Source organism: Gilliamella sp. CG22, assembly GCF_046635725.1.
GTDB classification, from domain to species: Bacteria; Pseudomonadota; Gammaproteobacteria; order Enterobacterales; family Orbaceae; genus Gilliamella; species Gilliamella apicola_I.
Genome location: NZ_JBIDFK010000005.1, coordinates 97,509 through 115,053, shown reverse-complemented (window position 1 = coordinate 115,053; position 17,545 = coordinate 97,509). Strand labels below are relative to the sequence as shown.

Below are 17,545 nucleotides of genomic sequence, written 5' to 3'. Positions count from 1 at the left end.
GTATTTATCTATCTTATTGCTTTATTGATAAAAATTGTTGCCTATCGATTGCTTGAAATCTTTCTGCCAGACTTCCTTTATCTTGTTTTGCTTGGTCGATTGCATTTTTTATTTTGCTGACACTAAGCAAATCACCATAACGTAATGACATCAATACAAAAATCTTTTGATCGTTTAAATCCGTTAATCCATACTGACACGCTTTTTGATAGGTATTAGCTAATTGAATTAAGTTGATTTGCGTTACATCTTTACCCTGTTTGGTATAAATATTAACTTGAGATAAGTAGATGTCGAATATGACTTTTATATGTTGTTGATAAAATTTTGCTTCCTCACTAAGAAAAATACTATATGAATCGGGTTTGTAATTTAACCGATTGATTGTCGAAATGGTTTTATTAGTGGTTAAATAGCTGTAACTGATTAGACTGTTAAATACATCCGCTAAAAATTCAGTACATATCATGTTACCTTGATGTAATAACTGCATGCGGAATGGTTCATAAAAAGGAACAAATTTTGTGCCAATAAATTGAGTTAAATATTTACCTATGTCAGCTAATATTTGAGCTATTATATTCGGTGGATGTTGGCTCACTAGCCAACTACAGACATAACGCTTGCTTTGTAATAATTCACTTTCGGCTTCTATTAAACTAAATTTTAATAATCGTTCTTCAATCGGTTGCTCAGGTTTTCCAAGTATTACAAGCTGTGGACACGCATCAAGATCGTAGGCTAAGTCTGTTCTTATTACAGGGGTAACCACTTGTTCACCATAATGATCTTTAATATTATTGAGGCTGATAAAATCCAATTCGCTTACGGCTACAAGTGGATCTAAGAGTAAATATCGATAATATTGTTGATTGCTTTCACTATTTAATAGGTTTAATAATTGCTGTTTCATTAAGCATTTTCCTTACATGTACTGCCTGATGGTAACGCTGTTTGATCAACGGATAATGTCGCTGGACTGATTAAGCCAAAACTAGCAGCATTCACTTTAACATCACCTGGTGCATAAAAGTTTATTTCGCCATTTTCTAATACGATGGCAACACCATTACAGCTTAAGGTCAGTTTTTTGTTCGCTGATACGATGACTTCACTGTCTGTACTTGTGATCTTCATATCTTGTTTAGAAGTTAAATGCATTTCTTCATTTTGTGCTTGTATATCGACATTCCCTTTTGAAGCAAATATTTTAATCCCCATTTTATTTGCAAATAGGCTGATCATATTGCCCGCAGTCACCATAAAACGCTTGAAAGCATTGATGTCTACCGTGTTTTGTGCTGTTTGGATGATGTTTTCACCTGCACTGTGCTGGATAGAACTTGGTGTTGTGTGTGCAATACCAGAAGGTGCATAATTTAAAATTGCCGGTTCTTTTAATTCATTTAAACTTTGCTCTAATAGTTTTTTTTGCGTCGATAAATCAGCGAGTTCAGCTTCGGCCGCTTCAGCCAGCTCATTAAGCCGTTTGACCATTTCACTTGCTTGTTGTAATGATTCAATTGCGCTACCCATTTCAAGTTGAGTTTTACCGGCTTTAACTTGTTCTTCAGTGGTTATGTATAGCCCTTTTCCCGAACGTATCGCTCCCCATTCATCTGTTCGTAGTTCAAAACCTTCGCCACGTTTTTCTTTCTTTTCATTGACAAGATGACCAATATTTAGCTGAGTTTTACCGTATTCAGTCGCCAGCTTGATATGTTCTTGCCCTCGTTTGTCATCCATGCGTAATTTGTTGTTAGCTGGTGTTCGAATAACATTTCGGTGTTTGTTAATTGTCGTAACATGGTCTGGATGGGTACTGTCATGCATTGCGTGAGCAATGTAAGGTCTGTCTGGATTACCATTGGTAAAAGCTACAGCGACTTCGGTTGAGTCAATAAGCGGAAAGTGGAAGCCATAAGTATTACCTGAATAAGGTTTTGCAAGCCTTACCCATAAACTTTCTTCGCCTTTTTTCCAGTTTTTTAAGTCAAAATTGAATTTGATGCGATAACGCCCTTTAGTATCTATGTATCCATAGGTGTCATCATCCGGGCTCGTTACTCGTGCAGGTAATGTACCCGTAACTTGAGGCCATTTAAGGGGGGCTGGGCGATAAGGTTTTAATACGTCATAGGGGATTGCTGTAAAATGAGTTTGGTATGAATTTGTTCGATCACCCTGACACTCTGTAGTCAGAATGATAATACCATCTTTTATATCATTAATTGGGCATCCTTCAATGATAATGCGTTGACCAGGTACTAATGTGTAATTATTGCATTTACCGTAAATAAATAATTGTTCAGATATGTAGTGTTGATGTCGTATATTCGCATACCATTGTCCACTTTCTACTGTGTGTTTGTCACCCAGTGTTTTATGATGTTCTTCGTAACGATAATCATCACCACGCGTTGTGATATCTTTGGGTTGACTGTTGGCTATACCATGTAGAGAGTTGTTTGCTATACGGTAGTTGTAATCATTGACACTTACTTGATTTGGTTTTGTTTTACTGCTGAACTGTAGATCCCATACACTATGAGATTGCTTATCATTTAAGCCACTTGGTTGTCTAATAATGATGCTACCCGCATTATCAAACCCTTGTTCGTAATCACTAATTACCATGACATCACAGTGATGTTCTGGATGGGTTTCAAAATAGAACCAAATACCTACATCAGCAAGCAGCCTTTGGATAAAGACTAAATCGGATTCTTGCCATTGAGTTATAAATTCACGAGCAGGATAGGTTTCGTTTAGTTCAAATCGAAAATCAATACCGGTTAATCCATGATTTCGTAATACTTCTTCAACAACATTTACTACACTTTTATTTTGAAAAATAGCACTTTGATAATTGTTAGATAGCAGTGCAACTCTTGGTTCAAGCACTACTCGATATTGTGCTTGATCCTCGCTCATGGATACTAAGCTAAATTCGGTAATTACCCCGTATATTGTTCTGGGCTTATCATGAATGTCTTGTGAACTTATTTGTTTTAATTCGAGTGATTTACCCCGTGGATGGAAAGTCAACGATGCTGCTTGGCTTAATACCGAATTAATTGATATCTGTTTATTTTGGCTTGTTAAATTGATGATGTATCGCCATGGCTGATTAATTTGTTCCTTTCCTTCAATCGATAATATTGATATATCTGATGAAGCATCAAGTCGTTCAATTGAAAGGGAATAGTTATTCAGTGCAGAGCTAGCAAAAGGCAAATTTTCACTAAGTGAAGAAATACTATTTGTCAACTTATCCATTATATTCATGCCACAAATCCTTACTTTTGATTCTTTACTCTATAATGTATTTTTTATAAGTTTCGTAAATTTTTTATAAATTAAATTTAAAGTTTACAAAATAGGGGCTTTTGTTTAAACAGTCAACATTTTTATTTATTTTTTATTATGATTATAAATAATCAGTAATTTTAGGTAAATTTGGTTTTTTTAGGGGTTGGGATGAGTGAGTTTTATTTTTTGTTTAGAAAGTGACAATATCATCTAGAAAAATTTACTTTTTTAGATGTTCTGTATGATGAGTTATTGGTTTTTTATTGCGCTGAATAAAGCCAATTTGAATGATTTTATCCAGCCGTTAAAAATTGATAGTTAGTGTTTAACAAATTTGAGCGATATTTCTAGCCATTTTAATTTGTGATAGCTATGTTATACATGTGCTGTATAGAAAAAATATCAATCATTAAAGATGATCATACTGTTATATTCTTATTTTAAGTCCACTGTTTTAAACATTAGTGTTTTAAGTCGTTAAATTAATTAGACACCACCATAAATCGACGGTTTGCCGTGACAATTTGTAAAAATATAGGAAGACTTATTTTTTCTTCTTTTTGTAGTGTATTATTGATATCGTAAATTTTAGATCGTCCAAATCCATCTAAAACAATTGTTTTATCATTGTATAGTGCAGCGATTTCTTTTTCGTTCCCCGCCACTATCCATTGCCGTGACTTGCTGTTGAATAAGTTTTCACCTTGATTATATAAATGTGGTGAGGTGTTAACATAAAGCACATCTTGCATTAAGGTGCGCATAATATCAGTTTGCGATGTTAGTCGGCTGATTTGAGCGGGTTCTTTATTTGGCCATGAGATAATCAGTGGCACATTAAGTGATTCTCGACTGTAATTAATGTCGTCATTACGTATCGCTGTTTTTTTCGCTTCTTTTATAGTGATGTCATTGGTTCCGGTAATGACAATTACGGTGTTTTCGTAGGTATTGGTTAGTCTTAAATACGCTATTAATGATTCAAGATATTGATCTAATTTTCTTGCTTCTGTTTCAAGTTCTTTTAGCGGTATATTTTTATGTTTTACGCCGAGTGAGTATTGTACCAGTGAAAATAGTGGTGCATGATTTTCTAATTTATTTTGTTCATCATGCCACGCCATCCAATTATCAGTAACCTGTTTATTAGTCATTTTTTTTGCCGGCGGTATTGAAAAATTGGATAGCAATGCATATCGATACAATGGTTCATCAAATCCATCGTACGAAAACATCCCTAAGTTGTAATGACGATAATTAATAGCATCAAATAGTACTGAAGGTTTATGACCCGCTAATATGCTGTTGTAATAGTTGGGATCGAGTCCATAAAATAATGAAAATTTATTAATATTTGTTTGGTTACTTGCAGAGTAATGATCCGTAAATTTAAGGTTTTCTTTCGCAAATTCATTTAACCATGGCATGTTGTCGTTTAATAAACGACTATTCCATCCGTCAATAACTATCATTAGTATATTTTGAGTTGCTTGTTTTTCATCATAACTCAGCCGTGCAAGAGGATATTCTATAGCAATAGCAAAAGGATTACCTTCTTGGCTAACCCGAGTTCGGTAATCATTTTCTGGCATAAATCCATATCGTTCAAGGAAATGTCTAGCGGTCAATGGATAGGATAATGGTAAGCTTGAACGTTGCATGGTTATTGGGCGATAAAAATTTGCGTCGGCCCAAATATGAATCAGATGCGAAAAGACAAAACAAAGAATAAATATAACCACGACTGGTTTTGCATAACGTTTACGCTTATTTAAGCTGCGTAATTTTTTCCAACTCCATAATGCAAATAATATTTCAATTAATAAAATAAATGGAATAATTATAAACGCACTACTTAAAAAAGTGGCGTTTTGCGCTGTAAATAACTGCCATATGGATAAATTTAAGTGCATTCTAAAATGCGAGAAGATATCAATATCAACTAAAAGTAAGGCGATTCCTAATGTGGCAATTATGGTTGCTAATATTCGATGCCAACGCGCTGAGTGAATAAAAAAGCTTAATGGAAAAAGTAATATGAGGTAGGTAATAAACGTTAAAAAGCTAAAATGCCCAATTGCACTAATGATTGCATAAAACCGCCCCATAAATGTTCTTGGCCAGTCTGCAATGATTAAATATTGGCTACCCAAAGATATAACAACAAAAATATTAAATAATGTAAACCAGTGTCCCCAGCTTACAATTTGTGAGGATTGGGTATCTTTGATATGATTATTTTTGAGTTTGAGCATATTTATTATTGGTAACGATAGTAATGAAGAATATTTACTGTAAGATACTTTACAGTTTACCTGATTTTGAAAAATCTTTCTGTAATTTTTTTATTTGTTAGCATAAAGATTTTGGTATGATCTTGGCGTTATAATCGATACTTGTTATAATTTAAGGATTAAATTCGCTAACAACAAAGATAATAATTTTGGCTATCTCACAACTTAAAATACATCAAATCCAACCTGATTTGTCTCAGATTAGTGCGCTTGGTAACCCTAGTAAAGCAGAAACTAAATCTGTGATAGAAAAGTCAAACAATATTCTTTCTTGGCAACCTCGGATTGCGTCTGCATTATCCATGTTATGCCCGAGTAAAAGAGCAAGTTATCACCCTCGTTTTATGTTACTGAAAGCGTCAGAAAGTGAACTATTTTTTGATTTGTTAAAACAAGCAGTTAAATTACATGCGTCCTCTTCAACGTTGGGTTACAGCTATTTTATTAATGATAATAAAGTCACTTTGACTGAGGCCAAAAGCAAGCAGGATAACTTTGCCATTTTAGATGATTGTTTAGCATCAAGTTATGTTGATGGCGAGAAATTATTTGGTTGTGTTCGACAACCAGAAAATAGCCCAATTAAACTCGATCCAGGTTTAGTGCATCAGGCTAATGGTGGGGTTTTAATTTTAGGTTTACGATCTTTATTAAGCCAACCTACTTTATTGATTAAATTAAAGCAGATGGTATTTAAACAGGAATTCGACTGGTTTTCAGCTGATGAGTCGCATCCATTGCCGTTATCTATTCCTTCAATGCCACTGGATTTAAGAATTATATTGGTTGGTGATCGGCTAAGTTTAGCTGAATTACAGGATTTTGATCCAGAATTTTATAATACGTCTATCTATGCTGAATTTGAAAATGAATTGCAGATTACCTCATCTGACAAGCTCACTACGTGGCTAGATTATTTACAATTTATTGCTGATAAATTTCATTTGCCAAGTATTGCACCATCCGCCTTTAACAAAATATATCAAGAAGCGGTGCGTTTTACAGGCGATCAGTTTTATCTTCCCCTTGCGATTGATTGGGTTCATGGTTTATTAGTTAATGCTAGTTATTATGCCAAAAATGAGGTTATTGATGAGTTATCAGTGGCTTCATCGACTAAAAATAAATTATGGCGTGAAGATTATCTTAAAAAACGATTTCATGAAGAGTTTTTTAATAAACAGATCATGATTAATACTCAAGATCAGGTTGTTGGTCAAATTAATGGTTTATCTGTTGTTGAATATCCTGGCTATCCTTTAGCGATTGGTGAGCCAACGCGTTTAAGTTGCCTTGTTCATTTTGGAGACGGTGAGTTAATTGATATCGAGCGCAAAACTGAACTTGCAGGAAATATTCATTCTAAAGGTATGATGATCATGCAGGCTTTTATTATGTCAGAATTTGCTATTAATCATCAATTACCTTTTTCAACCTCTTTAGTATTTGAACAGTCTTATAATGAAATTGACGGAGACAGCGCATCGCTTGCTGGGTTATGTGCAATTATTAGTGCGCTTTCAGGTCAGCCTATCGATCAACAATTAGCTGTTACCGGATCGGTAGATCAATTTGGTCATGTACAATCAATTGGTGGTATCAACGAAAAAATTGAAGGTTTTTTTACTGTTTGTCAGCATCAGGGGTTAACCGGTCAGCAAGGCGTTATTATTCCCGCATCTAATCAACGCCATTTGTGCTTGAGTGATAATGTGATTGAAGCAATAGCTCAAGAAAAGTTTTCTATTTGGACTGTTGAACATATTGCGGATGCACTTTATTTATTAACAGGAATTCCTTATAAAGATGATAATGCAATTAGTCTTTATAAGCTTATTTATGCACGTATGCAAACTATGCTATTACAAGATAAAAAACAAGATGGTTGGTTTGCAAAATGGCAAAGATATTGCAAAAAATAGTAATACCCAATAAACTTGAAAGCCGAATTTGGTTGAGATGTAACATTTTAGTAAGCGGCAAAGGATTTTACAGTATTGGTTATTCATAATATTTTATTGAATAATTATTTTTATAATCATGTAAGTAATGACAGAAAATAAAAGGTTTTTTTATGACATTTGAACGTAAATCTTCGTACGATAAAGCAGATCTGATTAAATCAGGAAATAGTGAACTTTTTGGTCATGACGGACCGCCTTTACCATCAGATTTAATGCTTATGATGGACCGTGTTATCGAAATGAATGAAGAAGGTGGAAACTTTAATAAAGGTTATGTGGAAGCGGAACTTGATATCAATCCAGATTTGTGGTTTTTCAAATGTCATTTTAAAAATGATCCTGTCATGCCTGGTTGTCTTGGGCTTGATGCTTTATGGCAATTAGTCGGATTTTACCTTGGCTGGATTGGCGGTAAGGGTAAAGGTCGAGCTCTTGGGGTTGGAGAATTAAAATTAAAAGGTCAAATATTACCTAAAAACAAAAAAGTTACCTATAAAATCCATTTTAAACGTGTGATTAACCGCAAGTTAATTATGGGAATCGGTGATGGCGAAGTTTATGTAGATGGTAAATTGATTTACGAAGCTACCGATCTTAAAGTTGGGTTATTCAAAGATACCAGCGAATTTTAATTTTTTTGATTTTAACTAGCCTTACACATTATTCGGTAAGGCTACCTTGAATATCGATTATCCAAGCAGTTTCTGAAGATACATTTATCCCTGGTATAATAATATATTCTCGCCCGTTTTTATTGTCTTAAAAAATTAACTATTGAATACAAATTTCTTTAGGTTAATGATTTTTCATTCGTATTTTTTGCTATTCAAGGTATAATGTGGCAATTTTTTTATAGTCTTTATTAATCATGAATTTACTTAATCGTTTTGTTGTTTTTTTTATTTTATCTTGTTTTTTCAATACCGTTGCCTATGCTAATTTCAGTGGAAAAGTCGTTAAAGTAATAGATGGTGACACAATTGATGTATTAACCCCTGTGAAACAAAAAATCCGAATCCGTTTACTTGATATCGATGCACCAGAAAGCAAACAAGCCTACGGTAATGCATCTAGAAAATACCTAGCTTCACTCATCGCAGGAAAACCTGTTTATATTAAAGAAAGTAACAAAGATATTTATAACAGAACATTAGGAACCGTTTTTTATAATGGCATTAATATCAATCAGAAAATGGTTGCAAGTGGATATGCTTGGGTGTATCGCTATAAAGGTGTGGCTAAAAATAAGCAATTAATAGCCCTTGAATCGCAAGCCAAACAAAATAGAAAGGGACTATGGAAAGATAAAAATCCAATAGCCCCATGGAAATTCCGACGCTTAAATCAGAAATAGATTTTTCATCAAGAATTTATTAATTTATTTTAAAGCAGGATAAAGAGATTCTAATTGTTTAAGTGCATCTAAGCCTTGTTTACAACCTGTTTCTTGATCACTTGAAGACATAGCAGCAACTTGTTTTTTACCTGCTTCTAAATTTTGTTTCATCATATCAGTTTGCTGTTTTGTTGCTGCATCTTTAGGTAAAGATTCAACTAATTTATCCACTTTTTCAAAATAAGTTTTACAACTATCAGATAAATCAGCCATCGCAGCTGAAGATAGACTTAAAAGTACAGCTGAAACTAGTATTTTTTTCATTATTTACTTTTCCTTTCGATTTAAAAAATATCTTTTTGATAATATTAGTATATTTATCACATCTAATATCGCAAAAAATAATACATTAGAGATTTTGGAAAAGCAAATAAAATATTTTATAGGATGTAGGAAATTATCAGCATATTTATAATATGCTGATAAAATATAAAGATGGGTGCAGAATTACATTACAACAACATCTGCTGCAGCTGGGCCACGTTCACTGTCTTGAATTGAAAATTCAACCTGTTGACCTTCACCTAAAGTTTTAAAACCTTCACCAGAGATTGCAGAAAAATGTACAAATACATCTTTACTACCATCAGCAGGAGAAATGAAACCATAACCTTTACTTTCGTTGAACCACTTAACTTGACCAGTTTTCTTAGACATAATAATCTTCCTATAAAATAATTTAAGCCAACAAGGCTAATTTAAAAAAAACATAAAACTTGGACTACTTATAAACACTGAAACGTGAAAGCTGAAGAGAACTAATACTAATGTAAATAGAAAGTAAACTACAAACTGCTTAAATCAAGATGTCACTAAATAAATCTGCACGTTATATGCTGTAAACTATTAACTCATATATTAATTGTTAATGCAAGTGTTGTTTGTAAAGTTTTACAAATTTATTTAATAGGCAAAACCTAACTTGCATTCATTAGTTAAATTAATTTAATTTTTTTGTTTTAATTAATTTTAGAGTTTTGCCAAATGTAAATTTTGAGACTAAGTTATTTTTCACTCATGCTTTGAGACTTATTTATTGTTGCTTCAACAGCATCAATAACCGCCGCTCTGAATCCCTTTTCTTCAAGCATTTGCACGCCTTCAATGGTCGTACCGGCTGGTGAACATACCATATCTTTTAATTCACCAGGATGCTTACCCGTTTCAAGTAACATCTTCGCAGATCCCATTACTGTTTGGGCAGCAAATTTATAGGCTTGTTTTCTGGATAAACCGCCTTTTACTGCCCCATCAGCTAAAGCTTCAATAAACATAAATACAAACGCAGGAGAGGATCCGCTTGCGCCGACTACAGCATCGATTAAATATTCAGGTACAATTTCAGTTTCACCAATACAATTAAATAATGTTTGAACCGTAGCTAATTCTTCTTCTGTGACTTCTGTATTTGGCGTGATTGAACACATTGCTGCATTGACTAAGGCAGGTGTATTTGGCATGACTCTTATAATTTTTTGTTCATATCCCACACATTTTGCAATCGTTTTTATACTAACCCCTGCTGCAATAGAAATAACAATAGTACTTTTTTTTAACTCTTTTTGGATATCATTTAAAACATCAATAATAGCATTGGGTTTAACAGCCACAATAACCATATCCGATTCTTTTGCTACATTTCTGGCTGAATCTAAATTATTAATTCCATAAGATTGATTAAGTGAAATCCCTTTTTCTGGATGGGTATCATAAATATTGATTTGATTACCTGATACAATTTTACTTGATAAAATACCTTGTAAGATAGCATTACCCATATTACCTAAACCAATTAAACCAATGCGTTGTTCCATTATTTACCCCTTTTTCATTTGAACTTTTTAACACTAGTATAATTTATTTTTTTAGAAAACTTTAAATTTTATCCAATCATTTTTTATTTTAATATAATGATAATTTTATTGTATTACTGATCATTACAAATCATCATTTTGCATTATTTGCATACCATATTGTTGACCCGTTTGCATTAATGAAAGTATTTGTTTAGTTTTGCCTTCGTTGATAAGGTTGCTTACCGCAGGCGTATTAATCAAAACTTCAAATAATGCTTTACGCTGCCGGTTATTTGTGACTAATTTTTGGGTAATAATCGCTTTTAAACTTGTCGATAATTGTGCTCGTATAAAATTATGTGAATGATTTTCAAAGACATCAATAATTCGGTTGATACTTTTAATTGCAGAGCTTGTATGTAAAGTTGCAAAGACAAGATGTCCTGTCTCAGCAGCGGTTAACGCAACTTGAATAGATTGTTTATGCCGTAATTCGCCAAGCATGATGATATCGGGATCTTGTCTTAAAATACTATCAATTGCCGAGCCAAAATCAGAAATCTCGCGTTGTTGAATAAGCGATTTATTATTTTGATAAATAAATTCTATCGGATCTTCTAAAGTAATAACATGTTTAGTTGCTGTCATATTGATATATTGTATCAATGACGCTAGCGTTGTTGATTTACCGCTACCAGTTGCACCGGTAACTAAAATAATCCCGCTTTGAGTTTGTGTTAATGCAGGTAGAATTTTGGGGGCATTAATTTCTTGTAAACTTGGAATTTGGTGATTGATGACACGAAAGACAGCTGAAATACCTCGCATTTGATAAAATATATTTACTCGAAATCGCCCTATTTCTGCGGGATGATAAGCGATATCAATTTGACCATTTTGTTGTAATCGATTTTTCTGGGAATCATTGAGTAATTTAAATAATTCTATTTCCAAAACTTGTGCTGATAGTTGAGAAACAGACAAAAATTGCAGTTGTCCATTAATGCGCATACAAGGCACTTCGCCACTAGATAGGTGCAAATCGGATGCTTTTTGGGTTACACTAAGCGATAATAAAGAATGTAATATTAATTTAGACATACTAATGATAATTAGGTATAAACATGAATACAGTACATGACAATTTAATGGCTATAAAAAAAGATATTGAGAAAATAGCTTCAAATTGCGGTCGAGATCCCAAAACAATTGAACTTATTGCGGTAAGTAAGACCAAACCAGTTACACTGATTACAGAAGCAATAGACGCAGGACAGCTCGCATTTGGTGAAAATTATGTACAAGAAGGTGTAGAAAAAATAAATTATTTTCAAAAAGCGATGCCAAATTATCCCCTTATTTGGCATTTTATTGGGCCTTTGCAGTCGAATAAAAGCAAGTTGGTTGCAGAACACTTTGATTGGATGCATACAATTGATCGTTTCAAGATCGCTCAGCGCTTAAGTGATCAGCGCCCTGCCAATATGGCTAAATTAAATGTACTTATTCAGGTTAATATAAGTCAAGAAGCCACTAAATCCGGCGTAAAACCAGAAGAAGTGTTCGATTTAGCTCACCAGATTATTACATTACCTAACCTTTGTTTACGTGGTTTAATGGCTATCCCTGAAGTCGAAGATGATTTCGATAAACAATTCACTATTTTTTCAAAAATGACGGCGCTTTTACAACAATTAAAAATTGATATTCCTTATGTTGATACATTATCTATGGGAATGAGCGGAGACATGAAAGCGGCGATTTTAGCTGGTAGCACAATGGTTCGTATTGGAACGGCAATCTTTGGCGAGCGAAAGTATTTATGATATATTGGCTCAATGACTTTTATTTAAGGAGTTTTCAATGGAATTGATCTACTTTCTTGGCAAAACGGTTATAACGTTTTGTCTGTATGTTTTAATTTTACGTTTGTGGATGCAGCAAGTCAGGGTTAATTTTCATAATCCAATCACTCAATTTATTGTAAAAGTTACTCAACCTATTATCGGACCATTGCGCCGATTTATTCCTTCAGTAGGAAAATTTGATTATGCAACGTGGCTACTTTTGTATTTAGTTGCCTTAATTAAAATTTTGTTTATTTTTAGTTTTATCCCCATAAATTTACCATTTAATGTTGATTATTTATGGTTTGCTTTGGTCGCAATTTTGCATGCTATGGGTTACCTGTTATTTTGGTTATTGCTATTCAGAGCGGTTTTGAGTTGGATTAGTCGTGGGCAATCTGTACCTGACGAAATTCTTTACCAATTAACAGAGCCATTAATGGCACCAATTCGTCGTTTTATTCCTCCTATAGGCATGATCGATGTTACGTTTGCTATTGTGGCTGTCGTGCTAATGTTTATGAACTATTTTGCCACCAAAATTTTTGGTGCTCTGTGGATCATTCTTTAGATGATTTAAAAAGGAGCTGTTGCTCCTTTTTTTAAATGATATGATCTTCCCAACAAATCACATCTTTTTCATATACAATTCGATTTTTAACCGATATTTTTAATTCATGCATCAGTTTTTTGTTGCCCACTATTAGTGGATGCCATTCAGGTAAATCCCCATTTTTTTGGAAATATCGATAAGAACAACTCAAAGGTAGCCATTCAATAGTAAGTAAATTTTCTCGAGTGAGCTTAATACAATCGGGTTCATATTTGAATCGATTAACGTAATGTTTACATTGGCATGTGTTGGCGTCGAGCAAATTGCAAGCTACATTAGTGTATAAGATTTCGTCAGTGTCCTCATCCATTAATTTGTTCAGACAACATTGACCACAACCATCACATAGCTGCTCCCATCCGTCATCGCTAAGTTGATCTAATGTCTTACCTTTCCAAAATGGCTCAATCATGCTTTAAAATCATCTTCTTTTAACATTTGTAAGAAAAACCCATCCGTTTTAATCTTTTCTTCGATTTCTTCGGATGTTCCAACTACAAAACGTCTTTTTCCATCTAATAATACTTTCATAACAAATATCGGAGAACCAAAAATTGAGAGTATTCTTTCAGGTATTCCAGAAAAATCATTTTCATTTTTCATATACAAGTAACAATTTTCTTTTTTTGGACTACGATAAATATAACACCACATCATAAAATAAAACCTTTAATCAATATTTAGAAGGCTATTTTGTAAATAAACACCTGCACCAAATAGCCCTGGATCTTCATGTGTAATCACATATACAGGAATTTTTTTGACCAGCGTAGACATTCGCCCTTTATATTCAAAAGCAGCTCTAAACGGCGAAGCTTTAAAAAATTCAATAAAACGAGGAACAATACCACCGGCAATATATACTCCCCCTTGAGTATTTAGCGTTAATGCCAAATTACCGCCAAATCTTCCCATAAATGTACAAAAGTAATTTAAGGTTTGCAAACATAAATCACAACTATTTGTTAGTGCTTTGTTGACAATGATATCTGGAGTGATATCAGTACATGGTTGATGATTAATTTGCTGTATGGCTTGATAAATGTTAATAATACCATTTCCGGATAAAAATCGTTCGGCTGAAACTCGTCCAAATTTTTTACGCAACTGAACCAAAATGCGATCTTCTTCTTCATTTATCATGGGTAATTCTGTATGCCCACCTTCACCGGACAAACTTACCCAATGCTGATTAACTTTTATCAAATGTGAAACACCAAGCCCAGTTCCCGCACCATAAATTGCTATAGGATAATTTAGATTAGGTTCATCCCCTCCAATTTTTACCAAATCTTGCGGTGACAGTCTTGGAATGGATGTCGAGACTGCAGTAAAATCATTAATGACCTCAAGTTTTTTTAGTTTGAGTTCTTCGATTAATTCACGGCGAGAAAACGACAAATTGTTATTTGTCATAGTAACAGTGTCAGCATCATCAATTGGACAAGCGATGGCAATACACGCAATCTCAATTTTTACGGATTGCGCTTGAAGATAATTTTTGATTAATGTTAGTAATATATCTTCTTTTGAAATGAGAATTTTTGTGATTGCCGATAACTCGTTTGTAACTAAATTAAACAATGCAAAACGGGCATTGGTTCCACCGATGTCGGTGACTAGTGCGTACTGACTCATGTTACTCCCTTTTTTGACAAACTAATTTTACTAATGATCTAAAATCAATATCTTTCTATACTTATTGTACTTGGTAATTGAGATTAAAAAGCATAAAAGGCAACCTCGTTGTCTCCTAGGTATTCGAGGAGTTACTCAGTTCCCTTTGTTAACTTTTTAAATTAACGCATTTTTTTATTCACAACCTTAAAAGTCTAGGTTAACATCTAATCAACTTCTGTATTTATAACCATTTTTTAAGTTTAAAATAAATATAGGGTGCAACACCAGCCAATAACATGAGTAATAATGAAAATGGATAACCATATTCCCATTTCAGTTCTGGCATATTTTCAAAGTTCATACCATACGCAGATGCAACCACAGTTGGCGGTAAGAATACAACAGATACCACTGAGAAAATTTTAATAATTCGACTTTGTTCAATGTTGATAAAGCTTGTTGCTGCTTGCATTAAAAAATTAACTTTTTGAAATAATGATTCATTATGTGGTACCAATGATTCAACATCGCGAATAACTTCACGTGCTTGCTCAAGTTGATCTGCCGGCATTTTTGCTCGGCGAACAAGGTAGTTAACCGCACGTTGGCTATCCATTAAGCACAATCTTACTTTCCAAGCCGTATCTTCAAGTTCAGCTAACGATGTCATTGCTTCGTCGTATTGCTCTTGTGCAGAACGATCCATAATTACTTGGCTCAATTCTTCTAATTTGCTATAAATACTTTCGATTTGATCGGCTAGTTGTTCAACTTTGACTTCAAATAAATCCAATAATATTTCATAAGGATTTCCATCAACCATGCTTTGATAACGAGATCGCATACGATATAAACGAAAAGCAGGCAGATCCCGTTCACGCAAAGTAAATAATCGACCATTGTGTACAGTAAAAGCAACGGTTGAATTTCCCGCCCGATCTTCAGCATCTTCATAAAAGAAGAAAGAGTGAACATGCAATCCTTCATTATCTTCAAAAAAACGAGCAGAGGCCTCGATATCATCTAACTCAATACTGGTTGCTAAATTTTGTCCTAAATGAGTTAAAACAAAATCACGATCGGCTTCTTCTGGTTCAATTAAGTCAATCCAAGCCGCATTATTGATGTCGCCTTCATTAACTTTTACTAATTGTTTGTTCTTTAGTCCAAACGCATTAATCATAAGGCCCCCCTTACAGGAAAGTTTCTAGAACATTCTATTAACAAATGTGGCGCATTATACTCGTAATATCTTTAAATTCCTATGTCTAAAGTTATTTTTGTAATGTTAAAAATAGAAGTAATATTCCAGAATTAAATTAAAAACGGTGATGTTGCTGTTGTCTCATGTTACAATACGCAAATTAAATATTTAAGCAATTTTTAGGAGTATATAATGGCAAACCGAGGAATAAATAAAGTCATTTTGGTGGGTAATTTAGGTCAGGATCCAGAAGTTCGCTATATGCCAAACGGAAGCGCTGTTGCAAATTTTAGCGTAGCAACTTCGGAATCATGGAAAGATAAACAAACAGGTGAAAACCGCGATCGTACTGAATGGCATCGTGTGGTTGTTTTCGGTAAATTAGCTGAAATTGCTGGTGAATATATTAAGAAAGGCACGCAAGTTTATTTAGAAGGTCAATTACAAACCCGTAAATGGCAAGATCAAACAGGTAACGACCGCTATACGACAGAAGTTGTTGTTAATCCAATCGGTGGCACATTACAAATTTTAAGTTCACGAAATGGCAATGATAACTTTGATGATAATTCACAAAATTGGGGCCAAAGTGCTAATAATATTTCAACTGCGCCTGCCGCTGCGGCTCGCCCAGCACCACAAGCCGCACCCGCTGCTCAACCTAAAGCTCCTGAACCACCAATGGATTTTGATGACGATATTCCTTTTTAATTTTTCTCTCCCATTTAAAATATTGGGCGTAATTAAGCGCCCATATTTCTTATCTTTTTAATTTCAATTATACTTATAACCTACCAATTTTATTCATTTTATAGTGTTATGTTTGAACTGATACAAACTATTGGCTTTGGTTTAATATTATTTATTCCTTTAACTAATCCGTTAACTACTGTCGTACTTTTATTAGGTTTGTCGGGTGATATGACTAATGAAGAGCGTAATTACCAATCTAAGATGACTTGTATTTACGTTTTTATCATTATGGTTGTTTCTTTTTATGGTGGACAGCTAGTGATGAGCACGTTTGGTATTTCCATTCCAGGTTTGCGTATTGCTGGTGGTATGATTGTTGGTATTATTGGATTTAGAATGCTTTTTCCTCAGCAACCTTCTCATCGAACGTTAGAAGCCGATGCTAAAATGAAAGAAATATCGAATAATATTGCTTTTGTACCACTAGCCATGCCAAGTACGGCAGGCCCTGGAACGATTGCAATGATTATCAGTATGGCTTCAACAGTAAAAAGTGGAGGTTATGATATTTCAAGTTGGGTTGTTTATACTTCTTCAATCTTAGTTCCGCTTTTATTGTGTATTATCCTTTGGTTTTGTATGCGAAGTGCAGGCAGTATTATGCGTTTTATGGGAAAAAGTGGAATTGAAGCGACTTCAAGAATTATGGGGTTCTTATTAGTTTGTGTTGGTACTCAATTTATTATCAATGGTGTAAAAGAATTAATCATGAGCTTTCCCAATATTTAGTAAACTAAATCATTTTA

18 protein-coding genes are annotated in these 17,545 nt (G+C 33.9%); 7 read left to right on the top strand and 11 right to left on the bottom strand.

All coding sequences use genetic code 11. From position 1 onward, the window contains the following. Window positions 1-13 precede the first annotated feature (13 nt). The 3 genes from ACGH46_RS06330 to ACGH46_RS06320 all read right to left on the bottom strand — a co-directional run bounded on the left by ACGH46_RS06330 (window position 14) and on the right by ACGH46_RS06320 (window position 5,567). Window positions 14-913 carry a hypothetical protein gene (locus ACGH46_RS06330; protein WP_411604804.1) on the bottom strand — a complete coding sequence of 300 codons (900 nt, stop codon included), beginning with the start codon at window positions 911-913 and terminating at the stop codon, window positions 14-16. Then, the gene (locus tag ACGH46_RS06325; protein ID WP_411604802.1) at window positions 913-3,288 is read right to left on the bottom strand and encodes a type VI secretion system Vgr family protein; all 2,376 of its coding nucleotides are present in this window, start codon (window positions 3,286-3,288) and stop codon (window positions 913-915) included. The genes ACGH46_RS06330 and ACGH46_RS06325 overlap by 1 nt, the downstream gene beginning before the upstream one ends. 506 nt (window positions 3,289-3,794) lie before the next feature. Then, window positions 3,795-5,567, bottom strand: coding sequence for a DUF3413 domain-containing protein (locus ACGH46_RS06320; RefSeq protein ID WP_267352520.1), 1,773 nt, complete (start codon window positions 5,565-5,567; stop codon window positions 3,795-3,797). Window positions 5,568-5,755: 188 nt separating this feature from the next. Here ACGH46_RS06320 and ACGH46_RS06315 point away from each other — a divergent pair, with 188 nt between their 5' ends. The 3 genes from ACGH46_RS06315 to ACGH46_RS06305 all read left to right on the top strand — a co-directional run bounded on the left by ACGH46_RS06315 (window position 5,756) and on the right by ACGH46_RS06305 (window position 8,924). Next, window positions 5,756-7,528, top strand: coding sequence for an AAA family ATPase (locus ACGH46_RS06315; RefSeq protein ID WP_411590175.1), 1,773 nt, complete (start codon window positions 5,756-5,758; stop codon window positions 7,526-7,528). A 152-nt stretch (window positions 7,529-7,680) separates the two neighbouring features. Further along, entirely contained in the window at window positions 7,681-8,202 is a 522-nt protein-coding gene (gene fabA / locus ACGH46_RS06310) for a bifunctional 3-hydroxydecanoyl-ACP dehydratase/trans-2-decenoyl-ACP isomerase (protein ID WP_267352518.1), read from the top strand. Between the two features lie 236 nt (window positions 8,203-8,438). Beyond that, window positions 8,439-8,924, top strand: coding sequence for a thermonuclease family protein (locus ACGH46_RS06305; RefSeq protein ID WP_411604799.1), 486 nt, complete (start codon window positions 8,439-8,441; stop codon window positions 8,922-8,924). Between the two features lie 24 nt (window positions 8,925-8,948). Here ACGH46_RS06305 and ACGH46_RS06300 read toward each other — a convergent pair whose 3' ends face one another. From ACGH46_RS06300 to ACGH46_RS06285, 4 genes are all read right to left on the bottom strand, one after another. Beyond that, window positions 8,949-9,230: a DUF5339 domain-containing protein gene (locus tag ACGH46_RS06300; RefSeq protein WP_267352516.1), complete on the bottom strand. Its 282-nt coding sequence runs from the start codon at window positions 9,228-9,230 to the stop codon at window positions 8,949-8,951. A gap of 183 nt (window positions 9,231-9,413) precedes the next feature. Continuing rightward, the gene (locus ACGH46_RS06295; RefSeq protein WP_065559356.1) at window positions 9,414-9,623 is read right to left on the bottom strand and encodes a cold shock domain-containing protein; all 210 of its coding nucleotides are present in this window, start codon (window positions 9,621-9,623) and stop codon (window positions 9,414-9,416) included. A gap of 347 nt (window positions 9,624-9,970) precedes the next feature. After that, on the bottom strand, window positions 9,971-10,780 hold the full coding sequence (proC, locus tag ACGH46_RS06290; RefSeq protein ID WP_267380696.1) for a pyrroline-5-carboxylate reductase: 810 nt from the start codon (window positions 10,778-10,780) through the stop codon (window positions 9,971-9,973). Between the two features lie 123 nt (window positions 10,781-10,903). Then, a complete protein-coding gene (locus ACGH46_RS06285; protein WP_411604797.1) occupies window positions 10,904-11,863 on the bottom strand; it encodes a type IV pilus twitching motility protein PilT in 960 nt (319 codons plus the stop codon). 23 nt (window positions 11,864-11,886) lie between these two features. On the opposite strand from ACGH46_RS06285, the gene ACGH46_RS06280 reads away from it, so the two are divergent. Both ACGH46_RS06280 and ACGH46_RS06275 read left to right on the top strand, forming a co-directional pair. Beyond that, window positions 11,887-12,588: a YggS family pyridoxal phosphate-dependent enzyme gene (locus tag ACGH46_RS06280; RefSeq protein WP_411604795.1), complete on the top strand. Its 702-nt coding sequence runs from the start codon at window positions 11,887-11,889 to the stop codon at window positions 12,586-12,588. A gap of 37 nt (window positions 12,589-12,625) precedes the next feature. Further along, window positions 12,626-13,180 (top strand): YggT family protein, encoded by a 555-nt coding sequence (locus tag ACGH46_RS06275; RefSeq protein ID WP_267380699.1) that lies wholly within the window; start codon window positions 12,626-12,628, stop codon window positions 13,178-13,180. Window positions 13,181-13,211: 31 nt separating this feature from the next. On the opposite strand, the gene ACGH46_RS06270 is transcribed toward ACGH46_RS06275, so the two are convergent. The 4 genes from ACGH46_RS06270 to corA form a co-directional block, all read right to left on the bottom strand. Continuing rightward, window positions 13,212-13,634: a YcgN family cysteine cluster protein gene (locus ACGH46_RS06270; RefSeq protein WP_411604793.1), complete on the bottom strand. Its 423-nt coding sequence runs from the start codon at window positions 13,632-13,634 to the stop codon at window positions 13,212-13,214. After that, the gene (locus ACGH46_RS06265) at window positions 13,631-13,876 is read right to left on the bottom strand and encodes a YcgL domain-containing protein (RefSeq protein WP_065559500.1); all 246 of its coding nucleotides are present in this window, start codon (window positions 13,874-13,876) and stop codon (window positions 13,631-13,633) included. Before ACGH46_RS06265 ends, ACGH46_RS06270 begins: the two co-directional genes overlap by 4 nt. 15 nt (window positions 13,877-13,891) lie before the next feature. Further along, window positions 13,892-14,860, bottom strand: a complete 969-nt coding sequence (locus ACGH46_RS06260; protein WP_411604791.1) for a glucokinase — start codon at window positions 14,858-14,860, stop codon at window positions 13,892-13,894. A 223-nt stretch (window positions 14,861-15,083) separates the two neighbouring features. Then, the gene (corA, locus tag ACGH46_RS06255) at window positions 15,084-16,025 is read right to left on the bottom strand and encodes a magnesium/cobalt transporter CorA (RefSeq protein ID WP_267352509.1); all 942 of its coding nucleotides are present in this window, start codon (window positions 16,023-16,025) and stop codon (window positions 15,084-15,086) included. Window positions 16,026-16,238: 213 nt separating this feature from the next. Between corA and ACGH46_RS06250 the strand changes: the two genes are divergently transcribed. Together ACGH46_RS06250 and ACGH46_RS06245 are read left to right on the top strand one after the other, a co-directional pair. Then, window positions 16,239-16,757, top strand: coding sequence for a single-stranded DNA-binding protein (locus ACGH46_RS06250; RefSeq protein ID WP_267380701.1), 519 nt, complete (start codon window positions 16,239-16,241; stop codon window positions 16,755-16,757). A gap of 108 nt (window positions 16,758-16,865) precedes the next feature. Then, window positions 16,866-17,528 (top strand): MarC family NAAT transporter, encoded by a 663-nt coding sequence (locus tag ACGH46_RS06245; protein WP_411596840.1) that lies wholly within the window; start codon window positions 16,866-16,868, stop codon window positions 17,526-17,528. Window positions 17,529-17,545: the final 17 nt, after the last annotated feature.

Bases quoted from the DNA above. Each gene is read 5' to 3' on its own strand.
- ACGH46_RS06330 (WP_411604804.1), bottom strand. From the start codon at position 913: ATGAAACAGCAATTATTAAACCTATTAAATAGTGAAAGCAATCAACAA.
- ACGH46_RS06325 (WP_411604802.1), bottom strand. From the start codon at position 3,288: ATGAATATAATGGATAAGTTGACAAATAGTATTTCTTCACTTAGTGAA.
- ACGH46_RS06320 (WP_267352520.1), bottom strand. From the start codon at position 5,567: ATGCTCAAACTCAAAAATAATCATATCAAAGATACCCAATCCTCACAA.
- fabA (WP_267352518.1), top strand. From the start codon at position 7,681: ATGACATTTGAACGTAAATCTTCGTACGATAAAGCAGATCTGATTAAA.
- ACGH46_RS06305 (WP_411604799.1), top strand. From the start codon at position 8,439: ATGAATTTACTTAATCGTTTTGTTGTTTTTTTTATTTTATCTTGTTTT.
- ACGH46_RS06300 (WP_267352516.1), bottom strand. From the start codon at position 9,230: ATGAAAAAAATACTAGTTTCAGCTGTACTTTTAAGTCTATCTTCAGCT.
- ACGH46_RS06295 (WP_065559356.1), bottom strand. From the start codon at position 9,623: ATGTCTAAGAAAACTGGTCAAGTTAAGTGGTTCAACGAAAGTAAAGGT.
- proC (WP_267380696.1), bottom strand. From the start codon at position 10,780: ATGGAACAACGCATTGGTTTAATTGGTTTAGGTAATATGGGTAATGCT.
- ACGH46_RS06285 (WP_411604797.1), bottom strand. From the start codon at position 11,863: ATGTCTAAATTAATATTACATTCTTTATTATCGCTTAGTGTAACCCAA.
- ACGH46_RS06280 (WP_411604795.1), top strand. From the start codon at position 11,887: ATGAATACAGTACATGACAATTTAATGGCTATAAAAAAAGATATTGAG.
- ACGH46_RS06275 (WP_267380699.1), top strand. From the start codon at position 12,626: ATGGAATTGATCTACTTTCTTGGCAAAACGGTTATAACGTTTTGTCTG.
- ACGH46_RS06270 (WP_411604793.1), bottom strand. From the start codon at position 13,634: ATGATTGAGCCATTTTGGAAAGGTAAGACATTAGATCAACTTAGCGAT.
- ACGH46_RS06265 (WP_065559500.1), bottom strand. From the start codon at position 13,876: ATGTGGTGTTATATTTATCGTAGTCCAAAAAAAGAAAATTGTTACTTG.
- ACGH46_RS06260 (WP_411604791.1), bottom strand. From the start codon at position 14,860: ATGAGTCAGTACGCACTAGTCACCGACATCGGTGGAACCAATGCCCGT.
- corA (WP_267352509.1), bottom strand. From the start codon at position 16,025: ATGATTAATGCGTTTGGACTAAAGAACAAACAATTAGTAAAAGTTAAT.
- ACGH46_RS06250 (WP_267380701.1), top strand. From the start codon at position 16,239: ATGGCAAACCGAGGAATAAATAAAGTCATTTTGGTGGGTAATTTAGGT.
- ACGH46_RS06245 (WP_411596840.1), top strand. From the start codon at position 16,866: ATGTTTGAACTGATACAAACTATTGGCTTTGGTTTAATATTATTTATT.